8 protein-coding genes are annotated in these 17,784 nt (G+C 52.4%); 7 read left to right on the top strand and 1 reads right to left on the bottom strand.

Annotated features, from left to right (window positions below; all coding sequences use genetic code 11):
* The first annotated feature begins 26 nt into the window (after positions 1 to 26).
* Entirely contained in the window at positions 27 to 1,622 is a 1,596-nt protein-coding gene (locus ACZ52Z_RS09415; protein WP_464270482.1) for a DUF2868 domain-containing protein, read from the top strand.
* On the top strand, positions 1,619 to 3,061 hold the full coding sequence (locus tag ACZ52Z_RS09410) for a GTPase/DUF3482 domain-containing protein (protein ID WP_464270481.1): 1,443 nt from the start codon (positions 1,619 to 1,621) through the stop codon (positions 3,059 to 3,061). Before ACZ52Z_RS09415 ends, ACZ52Z_RS09410 begins: the two co-directional genes overlap by 4 nt.
* Positions 3,062 to 3,194: 133 nt before the next feature.
* Here ACZ52Z_RS09410 and ACZ52Z_RS09405 read toward each other — a convergent pair whose 3' ends face one another.
* The gene (locus tag ACZ52Z_RS09405) at positions 3,195 to 4,190 is read right to left on the bottom strand and encodes a DUF6976 family protein (RefSeq protein ID WP_464270480.1); all 996 of its coding nucleotides are present in this window, start codon (positions 4,188 to 4,190) and stop codon (positions 3,195 to 3,197) included.
* Positions 4,191 to 4,932: 742 nt separating this feature from the next.
* On the opposite strand from ACZ52Z_RS09405, the gene ACZ52Z_RS09400 reads away from it, so the two are divergent.
* The 5 genes from ACZ52Z_RS09400 (at position 4,933) to ACZ52Z_RS09380 (ending at position 16,969) form a co-directional block, all read left to right on the top strand.
* Entirely contained in the window at positions 4,933 to 6,006 is a 1,074-nt protein-coding gene (locus tag ACZ52Z_RS09400; protein WP_464270479.1) for an ABC transporter substrate-binding protein, read from the top strand.
* A 3-nt stretch (positions 6,007 to 6,009) separates the two neighbouring features.
* Positions 6,010 to 9,801, top strand: coding sequence for a PAS domain S-box protein (locus ACZ52Z_RS09395; RefSeq protein ID WP_464270478.1), 3,792 nt, complete (start codon positions 6,010 to 6,012; stop codon positions 9,799 to 9,801).
* Between the two features lies 1 nt (position 9,802).
* Positions 9,803 to 12,292 (top strand): ATP-binding response regulator, encoded by a 2,490-nt coding sequence (locus ACZ52Z_RS09390; RefSeq protein ID WP_464270477.1) that lies wholly within the window; start codon positions 9,803 to 9,805, stop codon positions 12,290 to 12,292.
* 51 nt (positions 12,293 to 12,343) lie between these two features.
* Positions 12,344 to 13,717: a sigma-54-dependent transcriptional regulator gene (locus ACZ52Z_RS09385; protein WP_464270476.1), complete on the top strand. Its 1,374-nt coding sequence runs from the start codon at positions 12,344 to 12,346 to the stop codon at positions 13,715 to 13,717.
* 420 nt (positions 13,718 to 14,137) lie between these two features.
* Complete coding sequence (locus ACZ52Z_RS09380; protein ID WP_464270475.1) at positions 14,138 to 16,969, top strand: FAD-binding and (Fe-S)-binding domain-containing protein; 2,832 nt, start codon at positions 14,138 to 14,140, stop codon at positions 16,967 to 16,969.
* Positions 16,970 to 17,784 lie beyond the last annotated feature (815 nt).

The raw sequence follows: 17,784 nt of genomic DNA, 5'->3' as shown, positions 1-17,784 counted from the left end.
AGCGCAGGGAAAACCGGGAAGGCGTCATGAGTCGTTTAATATGGAAAGTTGGCGATTTGCTTGATCTTGAGTATTTTCTTCTTAAAGATCGTCAGCACCGGGAGTCGGAGGGCGAGGACGGGCTGGCCCGCCGGGACCGGGCCCTGTATAGCCGCCTTGGGCTTCCGCTTGAAGACAGGCATCCGGACAGACGCAGCTTGATCTGGCGGTGGTTGCAGGAGCGGCGAAACGGGATCGACCCCCGAGAAAAGCAGGAGTTGCCGGGAACACTCTGGAAGGAGTTGCGCACCTTGATTGCATGTATTGGGGCCGCAGCAGGACTGGTCATCGGTATCAGCCTTGCCGCACCCCTGCTTGCTTACTTTGGCAAGGCACCAGTCAATGTTACCGCCTATTTTGCCCTCTTTGTCCTGCTGCAGCTCCTGGTAGTGGCCGGGCAACTTGCGGCCTTGGGATGGAGAAGGCTCCGCCGCCGCCCATTACCTGCTTCGCTGCTCGGTAAACTGGCAGGCAGGCTGGGAGTCGTCACCTTGAAATGGCTGCTCTCACTGTTGCATCGCCATCGCTCCAGTCAAATGGAGAGCAGCCTTACCCAGCTGCAGGAACGGCTACAGGCGCGAACCACCTATGGGGTACTTTTTCTCTGGTCGGTGTTTTTCGCCCTTCAGCTGCTTGGGATAGGGCTCAATTGCGGTATCATCGGGGTGACGTTGGCCAAAGTCTTTTTTTTCGACACTGCTTTTGGCTGGCAATCAACCATCCAGGTGGAGACCTCGGTGCTTGCCGAAATAGTCCGGTGGATCGCCCTGCCATGGAGCTGGCTCTTACCCGAACACCTCGCCTATCCGGGAGTAGAAGCGATCGAAGGGAGCCGTATTGTGCTCAAGGACGGGATATACCGACTTACAACTGAAAATCTTGTTTCCTGGTGGCCGTTCATGTGCTGTGCGGTCCTGTTTTACGGGCTGTTGCCAAGGCTGGGAATGCTGGGACTCGGTTTGGTGTTGCGCAGACGATTGCTCCGTTCGCTGCCCAGCCCTGAGGAACCTGAGCTGCGGCAACTGATACGCCGAATGCGTACCCCGACGGTGGAAACCGGCGGTACCGTGAACCGGGAAGTGCGGTCAACGGCGACACAGGTGCAGTCGTCAGACGAAGAGGCAGAGGAACAGGCTGCAACGGAACATGTCCGTGGACAGGAACAAATGGTCCATTGGGTCCTGGTTCCTGAGGAGGTGGACGCTCCATCGATGGAAGAGCAGGTGCAGGCCCTGTTCGCCCCAAAAAAAGAGGAGGCGTTGCGGTTGAGGCGTTTTGGTGATTTTGACAGGATGGACAGCGAGCTGCTGCACGAACTGAGCGAATATTCCCGTGCAAACGAACGGATGAACATCACTCTGGTGCTGGAGGCCTGGCAGCCGCCTATCGAGGAAATTCTGTCGTTTATGCGTGATCTTTGTGTTGCCTTGGGAGACGGCCGAGAGCTCGTAGTCGGGCTCGTTGGGGCCCCTCTCGGGACAAACTGGCTTACTCCGGCAACAGAAGAGCAGCAGGCCATCTGGTCAATGAAGATCGCAGCGCTTAACTCGACGAAAGTACAGGTCAGGTCATTGGTAGAATGAAAAGCAAGCAACAGGTACCGGTTTTCGCCATTATCGGTCATCCCAATGAGGGGAAGTCTTCGGTCCTCTCCACTTTAGCTGAAGACGACTCGGTTCGGGTCAGTCCCATCCCGGGAGAGACGGTCGTCTGTCAGGACTTTCCGGTCATTGTCGATGGGCAGGAAATCATCCGCTTTGTGGATACACCGGGTTTCCAGAATCCGCGCAGGACATTGCAGTGGATGGAGCAGTACCAGGGGCCTGATGAGGAGCTGATCCGTTCGTTCATCACCACCCATAATGAAGACCCGTCCTTTCGGGATGATTGCGAACTGCTTCGACCGGTGGCTGCCGGAGCAGGGGTCATTTTTGTGGTTGACGGTGCCCGACCGGTTCGCAATGCTGACCGGGCGGAGATGGAAATTCTCCGCCTCAGCGGTGCACCGAGAATGGCGGTGATTAACAGCAAGGGATCGGAGACCGCTTTCCTGAGTCAGTGGCAGAGCGAATTTCGCAAACATTTTAATGCAATACGAATATTTAACTCGATCAGGGCCACTTATGCCCAGCGGATCGAACTCCTGGAAAACCTCAAGGCCATTGATCAGCAATGGGAACCCGCCTTGCGCAAGGTGGTGGAAGCCTTCCGTATTGATTGGCAGGCGCGTACCGAAGAGAGTGCCGACCTGCTGCTCGCTTTCCTGGGCGAGGTGCTTGCCTACAGCAAGACCGTTCCCTGCAATCAAGCCGAACAACAACAGATGTGCCGGCAGATGTGGCAGGAATACCAGCGCTATGTCACCCACAGGGAGAGCGCAACCCATACGGCTATTCGCGGGTTGTTTAAACACAACATTTTCAATATCGTTCTCCCCGAGCACTCTATCCTGGAACAGGACCTGTTTAGCAAAACCACCTGGGAGTTTCTCGGTCTGACCGACAGGCAGATTATCCTTGCCGGTGCCATGGGAGGAGCAGCTTTGGGGGCAGGGCTGGATGTGGCGGCGGCCGGTATTTCCTTTGGTGTTTTTTCAGCGTTGGGAGGATTGTTTGGGGCGGCGGGCACGGCTTTCAAAGGCAAGAAATGGTTGTCAGGGATTCGGTTGCTCGGTATGCGGGTCGGCGGTGAGCAACTGCATATCGGGCCGGTGACCAACATTCAACTGCTCTACATCCTGCTGGATCGCAGTTTACTGTTTTATTCCCACGTGGTGAACTGGTCCCACGGGCGCAGGGATTACGATGCCGCGCTGAAGGAGATGGAAGATGACACTGGTAAAAAGGGCGTAACAAGCCTATGGAGTGCGGAGGAGCGGAAGGTCTGCGGGCGATTTTTCCGTGCGGCCATTTCCACGGCTGGCTGGCAGGGGACCGAGGCTGCCGGACAGATGCGCGATCTCTTGCTCCACCAGCTCCGGCAGATCGCCGAATCACCGACAGCTCTGCAGGAAAGGACATGAACTGCTGACGTCCCTGGTCGCCCCGCTCTGTCGGGACATTCTTTTTTCAGAGCAACACCGGCCTTTGCAGAGGTTAGTCTGTTCGTTAACGCCGTGAATTCGGGTAATCTTATACCCTGGCCCAGGGCACGCATCACTCTTCACTGAGTTGCAGATAGACCATGGTCTGGTTCAGCAGTTGGTAAGCAATTTCCCCAAAAGTGACCGGGCCGGAAAAGGAGTCGACCTGGGTTACCATCTCTCCCTGGTAGAGATAGTTGACAAGACAATTGCAGGAGAAAATAATATTCCGATCAGCTGTCCTGTCTTCCTTCAGCCGCTTATTAAACAGTTTGACATAATCGGCAACCGGTCTCGCATGCTTATACCGGACACCTTGAAATACCGGCGCGTAAAAGTTCACGGTTCCGTCTGGAGTAATACTCTGGAAACTGGTGTTGATAGAGGCGCCGTAATAATCGGCTACCAGGGGGAGGCGTGTGTCCAGATTGTTGCTGGCAATATATTCAGCAAAATTTTTCGGTACGCCGTTCACCAGTAGTTCCGTGGCGGAGAAACCATCAGTGGTAAAAGTAAGGGAGTCGCCGTCTCCCTGCTCAAAAATATTGATTATCCCCACATCAACTGTTTTTCCGGCAACAGGCCGTGTGTGCATGACAATGGCTTCATCTGTATATTTTTTTCCGCTTTCACCGTCAAACACACAGGGGGGGATGGTGCCCAGGTCATCGAGGTGGATCCCGGCAATCCAGCCGACTAAAGGCTGGCTGGCGAAGTTTTCATATACAGGGGCATTGAGCGCGAAACGTATATGCGCGGGGCTGGAGGCAGGAATGATGATGAAGCTGAAACCACCGCAGCCAGCATCGGTATAGAGGGTGCTGAGTGCCTCCCTGTCGTATACTCTGATGGTTGCATTCACTGCAATGGCTGAAATATCGGTAACGTGAATCCTGTCACGTACTGAAAGGCTTTTTCGGTCCGGGCGGATGAGGTAGGGAGTGCTTCCAGCGATCCATTTCCCTTTGGGGAGTTGGTGGAGGAGTTGTTCATCGCCGGCAATCAGCAGTGTTTTTCCTTGAGTGATAAGAGCTGCTGTTTCATCTACCCCGAGCAATTCCTGTGACATGGTCTCTCCTGCTTCTTTCCAAAAATAGTGCGTATATCGTCCCGTGCGGAAGGCAAAGTAATATTTCTCGTATACAATGCATGCAACTCGTCTACCGCGGCACGTACGTTGGCGCTTGAGGGTTCAGCCTGCACAGTACGGATCAGTCGGCTGAGCAGGATTTTAGCGCCGAGGAATTTCAGGGTATACACTTCCTTGCCAGTAACAATTGCTGCCCATGTGGGATTGTCTTTTTTCGGGAAATGCATGCGTTATGAGGCCGTTATTTCTACGAGTTGTTTCCTTGGGGGGAAGGCGTGGAGCTTTTGCTCCGGTATTCTCCTGACTGCTGGACTTTATCATGTTTATGGGCCTATTGCGTACTAGTTTTCCATACTGATCGTGATTTGTTGCGATTGGGGCACAATGCAAAGGAGGAACGGTGAACAGTGTTACGGTCGGTTCCTTTCTGTGCTATACTTACGGTGGACCACTTCCGGTAAGCCTGCCCTGGTGGCAGCGGTCGCATCCTCGTTTCCGGGTGAAGCGGTGAAGGAATGTCCGTCCGGCTCAAGAAGGGGAAGCAGAGAATTGAGTGTCCCGGTAGGCATCCCCACTCCCTGGAAAGAAAGGCTTGCCTTTCCACACGGCAATACATTAACCAATCAAGACACCTGCAGAAACAGGAATGGGGAACCGACCTATGTTGTCTCTTCTACATGCGTTAGCACCTTTTTTCTCCCTTTGCTGGTGGAGTATTCCATTGGTTTTACTTATCAGCTGTACTTCCGATCAGCCCGTGAAAATCGGTTTTATTGCCGGAACCACCGGGAGAGTGGCTGATATGGGTATTTCCGGGCGTGATGCCGTTCAGTTGATTGTTGAGCAGGCCAATCTGGAGGGAGGCATACATGGTCGCAAGATTCAGCTGATTATCAAGGATGATCGGCAGGATCAGGAAAAGGCGAAAAAGGAGGTCCAGGCATTGATCAGGGAAGGTGTGGAGGCGGTTATCGGCCCCATGACCAGCGCCATGGCCATGGTCACCACCCCGCTGTTGAATGAAGCGAATCTCGTTGGCATTTCGCCGACGGTAAGTACCGAGCAACTCGCTGGACGCGATGATTATTTCTTCAGAGTTGCTGCGACGAGCAAGGAATATGCCTCCAGAAGCGGCACCTATCATGCTGCAATGGGATCATTGCGCAGGCTTGTAGCCATCTATGATCAACGAAACCGACCCTATAGTGAAGACTGGCTGAGATATTTTACTGCCAACTTTACCGGAGAGGGGCGCGAAATAGTTGAGACCGTCGGGTTTGATGCCCATGCCGGTGAAACGTTTTACAGCCTTATTGATCGCCTGTTACGGCAGCAGCCGGACGGGGTACTCATCATTGCCAACTCCATGGATTCGGCCCTGATCTGTCAGCAGATTCGCAAGTTTGATGCTGATATGCACATCATTCTCTCCGATTGGGGCGCCACGGAAAGGCTGCTTGACCTTGGGGGGGCAGCTGTAGAAGGGGCCACAGCGATCCAGGTGTTTAATAAAAACAACCTGAATCCGGGCTACCAGGTTTTTCGGGAGCAATATGTGCAGCGATATAACCAGGAACCGGGGTATGCCGGCGTCCTGGCATGCGAGGCGGCACTGGTGGTGATTGAAGCCTTGCGGAGGAAAAAACGAGGGCAGACTTTGAAGGCCTGTTTACTTGCAGTTTCCGAATACCACGGAATCCAGGGACCAATTCGTTTTGATGCTTACGGTGATGTGCAGCGCTCCAATGCCACTATCAGCAAGGTGTCCAATCAGCAGTTTGTGGTGCTTGAATAATTTATGATGCGCTCCACCTCTCTTCAACGTTACATAGCCAGCCGTTTTATCGTCGCCACTCTGGTACCAGTGGTGATTATCACCGTCTTGGTGTGGCTTTCCCTCTCACCGTTGATACGAAAAAATATTGTCAATCAGAATCAGTCTGTTGCGCGAACAGTGGTGGGGCAGCTCTATGCTCACCTCATGGGAGGAGAACGACAGCTGAACACCCTGGCGCGCATAATGGAAGACAGGGAAAAGGAAACAGCCAGAGCACTGGAGGCGCTGTTTGATTATACCTGCGGTGATGGTGAAATTTTTGAGGCGATTTATCTTACCGGGGATACCGGTAGACGTATCGATACCGTCGGCCTGGCAGATAGCCGTCGCTATCAGCGAAATGACCTGCAGGGGATTGATGTATCAACAAGAGACTACCGGCGATTCATCAGCCACCAGGGTGAGCCTGCCTGGTCAGATCCCTTTCTCTCCACGGTCAGCGGCCGCCTTGCGGTTGCCGTCATTGTACCGATTGGCGTTGAACTGCTCATTGGAGAAATTACCCTTGAGCAACTCTCTTCTTTTATCAGCCATCTGCCGCTGCAATCCGAGCTGCGAACTATTGTGTGGGACCGGAATGAGCGTATCCTTGCCGATTCGTTGCTGCAATTGACAGGACAGCAATTGTCCAGTGCGCTTGCCTTTGCACCTTCTGACAGCAGTCAGCAGCGACTCCATCCTTTTACGCTTGCGGGAAAACAATTTGTCGGCTCCGTATCTTCTATGGAAAAACTTGGATGGAAAGTCCAGGTATCGCTCCCAGAAGCCAACGCCGCTCAGCCGGTGCGGATAACATTATTGATCAATGCTGTCGGTTTTCTGGGATGCCTGTGCATCATTCTTCTCGTCTCCCTGCGACAAGGGGCGCGGCTGTCCTCTCTTGTCGCCCGCTATATCGGCCATGCCCGGGAGATTGCCAAAGGGAATTATACGCACCAATGGCCACAATCAACGATCAAGGAGTACAGCGAGCTGGGGGAAAGCCTGCAGCGGATGGCCCGTAAGATTGACATGCGGGAGCAGGAGCTGATTGCCAGCGAAGCGCATATGCGCACTACCCTGGATTCCATCGCTGATGCGGTTATCACCACCGATGAAAAGGGAAATATTACTCAGCTCAACCCGATGGCCGAACAACTCACAGGGTGGACGGCTGAGCAGGCAGTCGGTCGACAACTCAGCACTGTGGTGCATGTCCTTAATCAGTCCCGCGAAGCCGTCCCGGCCGACCCGGTTGAAATAGTTTTGACTACCGGATCAACCGCGGAAAGAAGCGAATACGACATCCTCATCAGCAGGGAAGGGCATGAGTATCTGATCGCAAACAGTGCAGCTCCCATTCATGATGTCGATGGACAGGTTGTCGGTGTGGTTATGGTCTTTCGCGATGTCACCGAGACCTTTACCCAGGAGTTGATCATTCGTGACAGTGAGAGCCGGTTACGGCAGTTGACCAACAATATCCCGGGCGCCGTTATCCAGATCAGAACCACCCGGGATCACATGTATCGAAACGAATTTTTGAGTGAAAAAACCATCGATATTTTCGGACTTGAGCCGGATACAGACACTCTCCTGGATCAGTTCTACAGATGTATCCCGGATGAGGATAAGGAGCGTTACCGGCAGTCAATGCACGAGGCCATTGATAATGTGCAACCGTGGCAATATGAGGGGCGGTTTATCAAACCAGACGGCCAGGTTATATGGTTCAGTGCACATGCCAATCCGAAAATGTATGGGGATGCCCTTACCTATTATGGCGTACTGACAGATATTACCGAGCGGAAACAGATGGAGGCTTCGCTGCGTCTGACCCAGTTTTGCTTTGAAAAGGCGGCGTTTAGTATTTACCTTATCGGCTCCACAGGGAAAATACTCGGGGTGAACGAGATGGGGTGCGCCTCGCTGGGGTATTCACGCGAAGAGATGCTGCAGATGACCATTATTGACGTGGATCCTGACTTTACCCAGGAGGTGATGACCAAGGCGTTCTTCAGGCTGCGCCAAATGGCCCATAGTCAATTTGAAGCCAGGCATCAGCACAAGAATGGGCGCTTGTTTCCTGTTGAAGTCCACACCAATTACCTGATTTTTGAAGAACAGGAGCTCGCTATCTGTTTTGTGAAAGATATTTCCGAACGCAAGCAGTGGGAAAAAGAGCTCAAAGAGAGCGAACGCCGTTATCGGAACCTGTTTAACAATGCACCGATGATGTATGTGATTGCCAACAATGACGAGGAACCTGTCATTCTGGATGTAAATGATACCTTCCTCCAGCGGCTAGAGTACAGCCGGGAGGAGGTCGTCGCTACCTTCCTGACCGAGTATTATACACCCCGGTCAAGAAGAGAACGAAAGAAGCAGGAGCGTGTGCCGGGTGCTGATGAGGGCTTTTTTATTCCTACGGAAAGAGAGCTTGTCGCACACAATGGGGAAGTGGTACCTGTAATTGTTGATTCCACGCCCGAGTATGATGAGCATGGTAAAATCATCGGTACCAGGAGCATGTACCTTGACAATACCGAGCGCAAGAAGGTGGAAAGGGAACGGGATAAATTACGTGTTTTTCTGACCAATCTCTATAATTCTATGCCCTCGGTGCTGATAGGGGTAGATTCCACGCTTAGGGTCACCCACTGGAACCGTCAGGCTGAACGCTATACGGGAATTTCGTTGAAAGAGGCTGCACTCCAGCCGTTGACCAGGGTGTTCACCCGGCTAGAGAATCTTGAAGAGCAGATCAGGGCTGCACTGCATTCGGGGGAAATGAGAGTTACCTCCAATATCCCTGTCACGATCGATGACCGTCCCTGTTATGAAGATATAACCATTTACCCTGTCATGGACGGAAAAGAGGGAGCGGTTATTCGTATTGATGATGTAACCCAGCGGGTACACATGGAAGAAATGATGATCCAGAGCGAAAAGATGCTTTCCGTCGGGGGACTTGCTGCGGGAATGGCTCATGAGATCAATAACCCGCTGGCTGGCCTGCTGCAAAATATTCAGGTGCTGGAGAACAGGCTGCTCAGCGAACTCCCGGCAAACATCAAGGCGGCTGAACACGCAGGCATCACCCTGCCCACGCTGCATGCTTACATGGAAGAGCGGAAAATACCAAAATTTATCGGACATATACAAAATTCCGGAAGCAGGATTTCCTCCATTGTGCGCAATATGTTGAGTTTTGCGCGAAAAAGTGAGCAGATTGTTTCCAGTCATGACCTGGCCACCCTCCTTGATCAGGCGGTGGAACTGGCACGGACGGACTACGACATGAAAAAGGAATACGACTTCAAGGACGTGAAAATCGTGCGCAGGTATGAAACGGATTTTCCTGTCCCCTGCGAGGCGGCCAAGATCCAGCAGGTCTTTCTCAATATACTGAAAAACGGTGCCGAGGCTATGGCCGAAGATGGAGCAACCGCTACACCGACATTTACCCTCCTGGTGCAGGAAATCGGGGAGTGGGTGAAGGTCGAAATAGCGGACAACGGTCCGGGTATGGAGGAGGCAACGAGAAAACGGATCTTTGAGCCCTTCTTCACCACCAAGGACGTAGGAAAAGGAACAGGACTGGGGCTTTCCGTCTCGTACTACATCATCACCGAAAACCATGGGGGGAAAATGCAGGTGCAGGCCTTCAGGGGGAAGGGGACAACCTTTGTCATTCATCTGCCCAAAAGAGGGCGGTCGGCGACAATTCAGGCTGAGGAGGCCTCATCGGTACATCACCTGGTGCATGAATAACATGACCGAAAAGCTCATCCTGATCATTGATGACGAACAGGCCATCGTCGATTCCTTTGAGGAGTACCTCGAGGATTTCGGGTACCAGGTGGTAACGGCCGGTAACGGACGTGAAGGCTTGGACGTTTTTGCCCGGGAGCATCCCGACCTGGTGCTGGTAGATCTGCGGATGCCTGAACTTGGGGGAATACAGGTTCTAGAGCGTATCAGTGAAAGCTCGCCGCTCACTCCGCTTATCGTGGTGTCCGGAACCGGGAATATTAAAGACGCGGCCGAGGCTCTGCAAAAAGGAGCGTGGGATTACCTCCTCAAACCGGTGGAAGACCTGTCGTTGGTTAAACACGCCATTGACAAGGCATTGGAAAAGGCCCGCCTGCAGAGAGAAAATATTACCTATAAACAGTACCTGGAGGATGTGGTCGAGGAACGAACAGCCGAACTCGAGCAGATCAACCGGCGTATGCACCACATTGTTGAAACGACCACCTCTCTCTCTTTTTGCACCGATGTGCATCAGTTCGCCAGCCTGTTGCTCAGCGAGTTTGCCCAACATATGCAGGTCGCAGATGGTGCGATCTATGTTAAGGAAACCAATGGCCTGCGCCTCCTTCACGCCCTCGATAACAACCAGGCAGTCGACGCTTTTCTTCCTTTTCCGTTGCCGGAGCAGTCCCTCTTACAGCAGGTGATGAAGCGCTCCGAACCGCTCCTCCACCAGCAGCCGGCGATAAAAGAGGAAGAAGGTACGAATAGCGACGTGACTCCCGAACTGATCAGCACTCTGGTTTTTCCCGTGAAGGATGAGGCAGGGGCAATAGCCGCAATTGTTCTCCTTGAAAAAAAACAGGCGCCTGCGTTGAATGCCCAGGACAAGGAGATAGGTGCGATCCTTGCCTCGTACAGTTGTGAAGCCTTGCGGGCGGTGAAAGCCCACGAGGCGCTTGTGGAAAGTGAAACCCGATTACGGCAAATACTGGATACCTTGCCGGTGGGTATCTTCATCATTGATACTGAAACCGATACGATTAAATACACCAATCCCTATGCACAGGCCATCCTGGGCGTGTCGTGGGACAACCTGCTGGAAAAACCTTATGGTGAGGTCTTGCAGGCCAAAAGAGAGGTGACAGGGGCCGGCAGGAGCGGGCAGTTGGCGCCGTTGACTCTGCGGGTTAACAACAGGGACCTCATGATCCTGAAAGAAGTATCGCTAACAACCATTGAAGGGCGAAATGCCTCTATTGAGTGCTTTATAGATATCTCCGCCCAGGTTAAGGCGGAAGAGGAGAAGGCGTCCTTGAGGAGGCAACTCCTGCATGCCGACAAGATGAAGGCGCTCGGCACTCTGGCTGGTGGCGTGGCCCATGACTTCAATAATATCCTCAGTGCAGTTATCGGCTATTCTGATCTGGGACTGCTTGATCTTGGAAACAAACCAGGACCGGTCCATGGGAAACTGGAGGCGATTAAGGAGGCTGCTGAGCGAGCCAGGGAACTGGTCGAGCAGATACGTGCCTTCAGCCGCATGCAGAAGCAACTGCAGATATCCATGAACATTATTCCGGTTGTCCGGGAAGTGGTCAAGCTGCTTTCCTCCTCACTGCCAGCCACTATAACCATCAAGACAGAATTGAACGCGGTAGCGCCCATACTCGGTGACCCTACCCAGATACACCAGGTTATAATGAATTTATGCACCAATGCCTATCATGCCATGCAGGAACGGGGAGGGGAGCTTACTATCCGAGTTGCCGAGACTGAGGACGAGGAGAAGACTCCAGATTCCCTTTTTTCCGAACTGGTGCCGGGGCGATACGTGCGACTGAGTATATCCGATACAGGTGTTGGCATTCTTCCAGAGCATAAAGAGAAAATTTTTGAACCCTACTTTACCACCAAGGAGAAGAGCCAGGGAACAGGGTTGGGGTTGGCGATTGTGCACAGGATTGTGCGTCAGCATGGTGGTGCGGTTGCCGTTTCCAGTTCGGTGAGTGAGGGAACAACTTTTTCCGTGTATTTCCCGCTCACGGGTTCGGATATCGTGGAACAGCCGCAACAGGAAGAGCGGCTGCTGAGGGGTGATGCGCATATACTGGTTGTGGATGATGAAGAGACATTGGTGCGGATAAGTTCCGAGATGCTGATCCATCTCGGATATACGGTCAGCACTGCTGTGGGAAGCGTTTCCGCCTTGGAGCTTTTCCAACAGCACCCAATGCGGTTTGATCTGGTTTTCAGTGATTTTAACATGCCGGATATGACCGGGGTCCAACTTGCCGAAAAGATACATCGGGTCAGACCAGATGTGCCGATCGTCATCTGTACCGGATATGGTGACAAGGTGGAGGTCGAGCAGGCCAGGGGCGCGGGAGTACGAAGGATATTGAAGAAACCGTTGTCGATGACCAAACTGGCGTTGGGAGTGCGGGAGGTGCTGGACGAGCAATCGCAAGGAGAAAAACAGGAATATGCGAGTCGACCGATAACGTGAACGGAACGTGCGGGCTCCTCTGGGGCCGCCAACCAGAGGAAAATAAAGCCGATGAAGCGTATACTGATCATTGATGATGACCAGATGCTGTGCACTATGATCACCAGCCTGTTGGAGTCTTCAGGCTTCGTCGTCCGCAGCGCTCCTTCCCTGACAGACGGCTATGCGCTCGCTGCAGAGGAGGCGTTTGATATTCTCATGCTGGATGTGCAGTTGCCTGACGGCAATGGGCTGGATTCCATCCCTCGATTTTCTACCGTTCCCTCCCGGCCGGAGATCATTATCATGACCGGTGATGCCGACTCGGATGGTGCGCAGCAGGCGATTGAGTCCGGAGCATGGGATTATATTGAGAAGACGCATATAATCAAGGAACTCCTCCTCCCGGTGACCCGGGCACTGCAATACAGGGAGGAAAAGCACAGAATATCTGGCCCGCCGGTTGTGCTGAAGCGAAAGCGTATCATCGGCAACAGTGATGCCATTACCTCGGTCCTTGAGCAGGTTGCCTATGCAGCAGGCAGTGATGCCGCCGTGCTGGTAACCGGTGAAACCGGTACAGGAAAGGAGCTTTTCGCCCATGCCATTCACGACAATTCAAAAAGGAGCGAGGCCAGGTTTGTTATTGTGGATTGTGCGGCCCTGCCATCCACCCTCATTGAAAGCAGTCTGTTCGGCCATGTGAAGGGGGCTTTTACCGGGGCGGACAAGGAAAGCTCTGGGCTTATTCATCAGGCCGATGGAGGTACGCTCTTCCTGGATGAGATTGGGGAGCTGCCCCTGGAAATTCAAAAGGCTTTTCTCCGGGTCCTCCAGGAGCATCGATATCGTCCTGTGGGAAGTACCAGGGAAATGTCATCTCACTTCAGGGTGATAGCGGCCACCAATAGAAACCTTGAAGAGATGGCAGCCAACGGAGAATTTCGCGAAGACCTGCTCTTTCGGCTGCGCTCCTTTCATATTGAACTGCCCCCCCTTCGACAGCGGGAAGGGGATATACCCGAGCTGACCCATCAGATTCTCGGTCAACTGTGGAAGCTGCAGCAGTTGGAACCCAAGGCTATCAGTCGCGAGTTCCTTGAATTTCTAGAGAGTTACTCCTGGCCTGGGAATGTACGGGAACTGCAACAGACGCTTGAGCAAGTAGTTGCCCGCTCTCATGGACACCAGACCCTGTTCGGTTTTCACCTGCCCGGTCGTATTCGCATCAGTGCCGCCCAGGCCAACCTGCATGCAGCCGAGGAACAAGCCACTCAGCAGGCTTTCAGTGCCAAAGCAAAGCCGATAAAGTGGAAGCAGTATAAGGCAAATATGGAGTCGCAGTATCTCAAACAGCTCATGGCCTATTGCGAAGGTGATGTCAAAACCGCCTGTGCAGTGTCGGGCATATCCCGTGCCCGCCTGTATGAGATGTTGAAAAAATAAGCTTTTTCTACTCAATAGGTCTTGGGCAGATACATGTCACATTGCATCAATGCTTTTTCTGCCAATTTTTTGGTTATGCTCAAAATTTTTTCATCGGCACATGAGGTATAGGCCAGTGGGAAAAATTTTCTCCTCTTTTCAGTTTGATTGAAAAATCAAAGTAGTTACATCTCCCACCCTGCAGTCTTGTCGAAGCCGTTGCCGCTTTGCTCCTGGCCCTTTCCTGAACGCGAACAGATTCAGGAGCGAATAAGAAATAAAATGATTGCTCTTTCTCTCTTTTGGTGGTTTTGATCAATAAGAGCTTGTAAAGCTGACCCTTTTATCCACCAGACAGGGAGGTCATATGTAGAATGCGCAAAACCTTCCAGCATGTGCCTATGCGCTGAAAATTAACCCCAATCTGAAGGAAAGGCTGCCATGGAAAACGTTGAATATCAAGAGTATGTAAAGGCAATCTCCACCTTTATTCCCGAGGAACGAATCTTTACCGACACCCTCCATCGCCTGGCCTATGGGACGGATGGGGGCTTTTATCGGTTGGAACCACAGGTGGTGGTAAGGGTTTTCAATGAAGGGGAGATGCAGCTGTGCCTGCGCGAAGCATCGGCCCGTAAACTGCCGGTAACCTTCAAAGCCGCAGGCACCTCGCTTTCAGGCCAGACTATCTCCGATTCTATCCTGTTGATGGCCAATGAAGGATGGGAAGACTACGAAGTCCTGGATGAGGGCCATAAAATTCGCCTGCAACCGGGAATTGTCGGGGCGAAAGTGAATGCCATTCTGGCCCCTTACGGTCGCAAATTTGGTCCGGACCCTGCTTCCATCAACTCGGCGATGGTTGGTGGAATCATCATAAACAATGCTTCGGGTATGAACTGCGGTACCCATGAAAATGCCTACCAGACCATCGAATCGGCAAAAATAATTTTCGCAGACGGCACCCTGCTCGATACAGGAGATGCCGACAGCCGGGAAGCGTTTCTACGCACACGACCTGGATTCGTGGAAAAAATCGAGGAAATCAGAGACCGGGTGCGTGCAGATGAGGCATTTGCCGATCGAATAAGAAAAAAATATTCCATAAAGAACACCACCGGTTTCTCCATTAATCCTTTTATCGATTACGACGACCCATTTCATATCATTATCAACCTGATGATCGGGTCAGAGGGCGCCCTGGCATTCATTTCCGAAGTGGTTATGCGATCTGTACCCGTGTCTCCCTGCAAGGCAAGTTCCATGGTCTATTTCCCGGACATCACCACCGCGTGTAAGGCCGTGGTAGCGCTTAAAGACGGACCGGTGGACGGCGCAGAACTCCTTGATCGGTTGGCATTGAAGTCGGTGGAAAACAAAGAGGGCATTCCGGATTTTATCAGGGAGTTTGATGCAACAACTACCGCGGTACTCATGGAAACCATGGCTCCGGATCAGGATATCCTTGCTGAGAATATAGCGCAGATCAAAAATATTTTAAGCAACTTCACAACCATTCGTCCAGTGGAATTCACTTCCGACCCGTTCGAAAACCAGCAGTTGTGGAATATCCGAAAAGGGGTGTTTCCTGCTGTGGGTGGCATGAGGAAAATCGGCACGACCTGTCTTATTGAAGACGTGGCCTACCACATGGAAACCCTGCCCGAGGCGACAAAAGAGCTGCAGGATATTATTGCTGAGTATGGATACACCGATGCTGTAATTTACGGGCACGCCCTTGAGGGAAATTTTCACTTCATCCTCAACCAGGATTTCAGCGATCCCAAGGAGGTCGAACGCTACGATGCAATGATGCACGCGGTCATTGCGATGACGGTCGATAAGTACGACGGCTCCCTTAAGGCAGAACACGGCACCGGGCGGAATATGGCGCCATTTGTCGAAAAGGAATGGGGTGAGCAAGGCTACGCCCTGATGCGTGAAATCAAGCAACTCTTTGACCCGGACACTATCCTCAACCCTGGCGTGATCATTAATGATGATCCTGACTGCTATTTGAAAAATTTTAAACCATTGCCACAGTGCGACCCCTTAATCGACAAGTGTATAGAGTGTGGTTTTTGTGAAGTCAACTGCATGTCGAATCATTTCACCCTTACCGCCCGTCAGCGCATTGTTGTGCAGCGGGAGATCGCCAGGCTGAAAAAAAGTGGAGAAAACCCTGAACGCCTTGCTGAGCTGGAAAAAGGATTTGTCTACGAGGGTGATGAAAGCTGCGCCGGTGATGGCCTGTGCGAAACCTCATGCCCTGTCTCTATCGATACCGGGAAGTATATCAAGCAGATACGTGCTGCAAATCGCAGTACCTTCGGCAAAAAAGTTGGTAAGTTTACAGGGGAACACCTTGACCTGGTCTGCAGCAGCGCTTCGGTCGCACTCGGGGTGGTGGGCGGAATGCATAGTCTTCTGGGTACCAAGAATTTTGGAAAGATATGCGATACCGCTCGGAGTATAAGCGGCAATCGCATTCCACAGTGGACACCAGCCATGCCCAGCGGTGTGTCTGCTCCCAAAACAACACCGATCAACCCCCACGCCGAGCGGAAAGTTGTCTATTTTCCCTCGTGCATCACCCGATCCATGGGACCGGCAAAAGATGACCCGGTCAAGGAATCTGTGACGGAGGTAACCATTCGGGTACTCAAGAAGGCCGGTTACGGCATAATTTTTCCTGAGGGTATGAAAAATCTCTGTTGCGGTACCCCGTGGGAGTCAAAGGGGTTTGGCGAAACTGCAGACATGAAGTCCAGCGAGTTGGAACAGGCGCTGCTCATCGCTTCCGACCAGGGTAGGTATCCCGTGCTGTGCGACACATCGCCCTGTTTATATCGAATGCGTAAAGTCATGAACAGCAAGCTGCAGCTTTTCGAGCCGGTTGAATTTGTCCATACGTTCCTTCTCGATACCTTGCATTTTACCCCTAAAAAACAAACGGTAGCCATTCACCCGACCTGCTCCACAAAAAAAATGGGCCTGGCCGAACTGTTGAAAGATGTTGCCTTGATGTGCGCGGACAAGGTTGTTTGGCCCACTGATGTAAACTGTTGCGGCTTCGCCGGCGATAAAGGCTTTCACCTGCCCGATCTTAATGCGCATGGCCTGAGGAAAGCGGTTCCGGTGATTGAAAACGAGGCTGCCGTGGTCGGGTATTCTAACAGCCGGACATGTGAAATCGGCTGTACAGCCCAGATCGGTATTCCCTATATGTCGATCATGTACCTGGTAGATGAAGTGACCTCGTCAAAAACGTAACACAGGAGCGCCCCGATTAGACATGAAGGTCCATGTGCAGCACGGAGCAGACGGATTTTCCGATATTGGGGGAATGGTGTTGGATTACGATCTGTCCTCCGTCAGGATGTCGTTACCATGATGAGAACCGTAGTCGGAGAGGAGAGGATGGTCGCGCCAGGAGGTGGTTATGTGGTGCAGGGGTGTGAGGGATGAATGGCCCCGCACCACATAATCGAGCAAACGGGTTGAGCATAATGGAATATGCAGGCGAGATCCGTTTGCCACCGTTGACCTCTTCCTTTAATGAGACAGAAGAAAGAGGAAGGAGAAGGCCCGCTCAGGGATATCATTGACAATCACATCCCTCTGGACGTACTCCTTTTCCAAGGTGGGGGTGAACCTTGGAGTCTGACCATACATATGATACAACATGGTGATCGCGTGATGCAGAGGTGTAAGGAGAAGGGGGCCCTGCATCACGCGACCAAATGAACGAGAAGTCTGGGTGTTCCTCTCTGTTCATTCCTGCTACCTTACCTTGCCAACCACAGACAGTCGGAGGATAAGGTCGGAGAAGGCCCGTTCGGATACGTCGTTGGCAGCGGCATATAACGGGCTCGCTCCATTTCCCAAGTGAGGGGGAATGCTTGCCTTTCTGTCCCTGGATTGGACAAAAGGGCAGTGGTGGTGGTCAGACAATGCAGGGGAGTAAGGAGTAAATGGCCTGCATTGTGTGACCGACCAGACGAAACAGAAAGCGTGGTACATCCTTTTTGTCCGTCTTCCACAGGTTACTGCGTCTACTACTTCTATCAGCTCTCAGGAAGAGATCG

The organism is Desulfogranum aggregans, assembly GCF_055398265.1.
Note: the sequence above shows the minus strand (reverse complement) of the source record. Positions and strands in the feature narration are given on the sequence as shown.